General features: G+C 38.2%; 4 protein-coding genes. All 4 read left to right on the forward strand.

Annotation, left to right across the window (positions count from 1 at the left end; genetic code table 11):
* On the forward strand, window positions 1-1173 hold a 1173-nt coding region (locus ACY65O_RS03965; RefSeq protein ID WP_462219550.1), incomplete at its 5' end, for a glycosylhydrolase-like jelly roll fold domain-containing protein.
* Between the two features lie 185 nt (window positions 1174-1358).
* Entirely contained in the window at window positions 1359-2624 is a 1266-nt protein-coding gene (locus tag ACY65O_RS03970) for a TolB-like translocation protein (protein WP_462219551.1), read from the forward strand.
* A 1-nt stretch (window position 2625) separates the two neighbouring features.
* A complete protein-coding gene (locus ACY65O_RS03975; RefSeq protein WP_462219552.1) occupies window positions 2626-3618 on the forward strand; it encodes a family 43 glycosylhydrolase in 993 nt (330 codons plus the stop codon).
* A 2-nt stretch (window positions 3619-3620) separates the two neighbouring features.
* Window positions 3621-4051: aldo/keto reductase (locus tag ACY65O_RS03980; protein ID WP_462219553.1), on the forward strand; the 431-nt coding region annotated here is incomplete at its 3' end.

A 4051-nucleotide genomic window follows, 5' to 3' on the forward strand; every position in this document is an offset into this window, starting at 1 on the left:
TTGCAGGATAAAGGGTATGAAGTAGATTTTGTAAGCGATAAAATGCTCAATAGAACTGCAGCAATTACACAACCAGCTGGTAAAGTTCATGAATTAATAATAATTCCTCAATGTAAGTTGATGCCATTAACAACTTTAAAAAATATTGTTGCACTTTCTAAAACCTCAGCTTATGTAATTATGCAGGCCATGCCCGAAGATGTTCCGGGTTTCAATGATTTGTCAAAAGATAGAATGGCTTTTCAACAATTAAAAAATTCCATACAGTTTACAAAAGTGAATGAAGAAATACAAACTGCTTTCAATGGAAAATTAATCTTATCCAGTAATATTGAGAAAGCAATTGAATACAGTAAGGGGGTTAAAAGAGAAACCTTAACCGATTTAGGATTGAAATTTATTAAGAGAGTGGATGGCGATAATATTTTTTATTTTATCTCTAACAACACATCAAAAGATATTGATGAAAAAATTGAATTAAGCCAAAAAGCAAGCTTTGTATCTTTTACCAATCCCTTAAATGGAGAATATGGTGGTGTGCCTTTTGAAAAAACAAATGAAGGACTAAAATTAAGGGTACAGTTAAAGTCCGGGCAATCTGTAATTGTAGGGTGTAACAAAAAAATGAATGTCAATGCAACTGCATGGAAGTACATAGACCAGTTTGGCGAACCAATGCATTTAGAAAATATTAATTGGCAATTACATTTTACTGAAGGCGGACCTGTTTTGCCTAAGGATAAATCGATGTATAAAATTCAACCCTGGACAAATTTTACAGATGATTCCACCACACAATCTTTTAGTGGTACAGGAATTTACACAACCACTTTTACTTTAAAAAATAAAGCCGCCAATTATTTATTGCAATTAGATAAGCTCTACGAATCTGCAAGAATAATCATCAATGGAAAAGATGCCGGATTAATTTGGAGTTTGCCGTACGAATTAAAAGTAGGTAAATTTTTAAGAGAAGGAAAAAATACTATCAGCATTGAAGTGTGCAATCTTATGGCCAACCGCATTCGTAATATGGACAGGAATGGAGAAGTATGGCGCAATTACCACGAAATAAATTTTGTAAACATCAACTACAAAAATTTTGATGCCACTAACTGGAAAGTAATGCCATCAGGTTTAGATGGTGCAGTAAAATTAATTCCTTTAAAATAATTTTAAATATTTCATTAGAGCTTCAAATGGCAGTGTTGAATCTTAAATAAGAAATCATGCAAGTAAAACCAAAATTTTTTTTTCTTCTCTGCGTCTTCTGCACCTCAGCGTGCCATCTCTCCGCACAAATAGGAAAACGTTTTCCTTCAGAAAAAAAAATAGTAAATGATCCAATAACCGGATCGATGCTTACTTTTTTAACCAGCACACAAAGCGGCGATTCAAAAATTTATCAAACCCACAATCAATGGACATCCGACGGGCAATGGCTTATATTCAGGAGTAACCGGGTAAAAGGCGAAGCCATGGCGGTTAATGAAATTACAGGAGATATAGTGCAGGTAACAGAAGGAGGCTATACTGGCATGCTGAATGTAGCAAGGAAATCAATGAAGTTATATTTTATGCGGAATGAAAAAACAGATACCATTGCTGTTACACCCGGCGATACTGCCCGTCGGCGTGTGCAACGTCCTGTACAAATTATAGAAGTAGATTTAGAAAAATTATTTGCAGATAGTAAAGCAGGCACCTTAAAAAAAGCAAATTTTTATCAGCGTATTTGTGGTACTACACCTGCAGTATTAGGTGCCGGTGGCGATATGGCACTTGATGGAAATGAAGATTGGGCATATTTTCGTGTGGGCCTTCAGGAAGCAGCAAAACATTTATCTCCTGATATAACAATTGAAAAAAACTTTGGCCCCCGTAACATGGGTGCTGGCCCTGCAGGCATTGCAGCAATGAATATTATTACAGGCGAAATAAAATATGTGGTGTCAGTTCCATTTCAAATTGGCCACATACAAACTAACCCATGGATGGGTGGAGAAATTATTTTTTGCTGGGAAACCGGGGGTAAATCTCCTCAACGCACCTGGACGGTAATGAGCGATGGAACCGGATTGCGGCCACTGTACCCCGAGAGTGAATATGAATGGGTAACGCATGAAGCTGTAATTAGTAAAGATGAAGTGGCCATTGCAATAATGGGCCACAGAATAATTGCTGGTATAAATAAAAATACAGCAGCAGGTACGCCTGTAAGTGGTGCCAATCCCGGGCAGGAAACTGCATGGGGTCCAAGTGGTACAAGAGAAAAACCAACAGGCCTGGCAATTGTAAATTTGCGTACAAGAGAAATGACGATTGCAGGCCAAACAAAAAGCGGCAGTGGATTGTGGCATGTAAGCGGATCGCCGGATGGCAGATGGGCAGTGGGTGATGACTTTGCCAGAAATATCTATTTGATAGACCGCCATACCAATGAAATGATCTTACTTTCTGCAGGGCATAAACAAACTGCTGCCGATCATCCGCATCCCACTATGAGCCCCGATGGAACAAAAATTCAGATTCAATCTGCTATGCTTTCTGCAGATAACAGATCAATGAATATTTGTATTATTCCCGTACCGGAAGAATGGCTAAAACGCAATTATAAAAATTAAAATGACAAAAATTTATTTCACTTTATTTTTTTCTCTTTTAATGGCATCATTATTTGCACAAAAAAATATTGCACCCAAACCATTATTTGATGATCCTGTTTATCATGGTGCTGCCGACCCGGTTATCGTTTACAATAAACAAAAAAAGAAATGGTGGATGCTGTACACCAATCGCAGGGCTTCAATAAATGATTCCACTGTGCAATGGGTGCATGGTACCAGGATTGGTATTGCCGAAAGTAAAGATGGCCGCACCTGGAAATACAAAGACACGGCAAATATTAATTACCGCCCCGATAGTGGCTACACCCACTGGGCGCCGGATGTAATTGAAGCAAATGGAATGTATCACATGTACCTGACTTATGTGCCTGGTACTTTTAAAGATTGGAATCATCCAAGAGTAATTGTTCATCTTATAAGTAAAGATTTAATGAACTGGAATTATCAATCCACATTAAAACTGGTAAACGAAAAAGTAATTGATGCATCCGTTTACAAAATAAATGACAGCCTGTGGCGCATGTGGTACAACAATGAAAAAGATGGTAAGAGTATTTATTATGCCGATAGCAAAGATCTGTATAACTGGGTTGGCAAAGGCAAAGCCATTGCCGCAAGGGGAGAAGGCCCTAAAACATTTTTCTGGCAGCAGAAATATTTTATGATCATTGATGCCTGGAAAGGCATGGAAATTTATTCCTCAGATGATTTATTTAACTGGAAAAAACAAACGAACAGAATTTTAGAAACTCCTGGTAAAGGTGCAGATGATCAGGCCATTGGCGGGCATTGCGATGTGGTACTCAATAGTAACAGGGCTTTTATATTTTATTTTACTCATCCCGGCCGCCGTAAAGATATGCCTGCTGCAAAGGGAAGTTTTGATGATAAACGGAGTGTAATTCAGTTGGCAGAATTAAAATATGTGAATGGAGAAATAATTTGTGACAGAGATGAAAAACTAAGTATTAAATTGCAGGTAAAAAAATAATCATGTCTTATAAAGCAAACGACACCCGGTATAAGCAAATGCAATACCGCCGCTGTGGTAAAAGTGGCATTCAGTTACCAGCCATTTCATTGGGCCTGTGGCACAATTTTGGTGATGTGGACGAAAAAAAAGTTTTCAGAAAAACATTGCATACCGCATTTGATTGCGGCATCACTCATTTTGATTTAGCCAATAATTACGGCCCGCCACCCGGCAGCGCCGAAACTAATTTTGGTAAAATTTTAAAAAAAGATTTTCATGCCTACCGTGATGAATTGATCATCAGCAGCAAAGCCGGTTTTGATATGTGGCCCGGGCCTTACGGTGAGTGGGGTTCGAAAAAATATTTGGTGGCCAGCCTGGAGCAAAGTTTAAAAAGAATGCAGCTGGAGTATGTAGATATTTTTTATCATCACCGCCCCGACCCTGATAC

The sequence above is a fragment of the Ferruginibacter sp. genome, assembly GCF_031430955.1.
Classification (GTDB): domain Bacteria; phylum Bacteroidota; class Bacteroidia; order Chitinophagales; family Chitinophagaceae; genus Ferruginibacter.

Excerpts from the sequence above, each read along its gene's own strand:
- ACY65O_RS03970 (WP_462219551.1), top strand. The coding sequence starts at position 1,359 with ATGCTTACTTTTTTAACCAGCACACAAAGCGGCGATTCAAAAATTTAT.
- ACY65O_RS03975 (WP_462219552.1), top strand. The coding sequence starts at position 2,626 with ATGACAAAAATTTATTTCACTTTATTTTTTTCTCTTTTAATGGCATCA.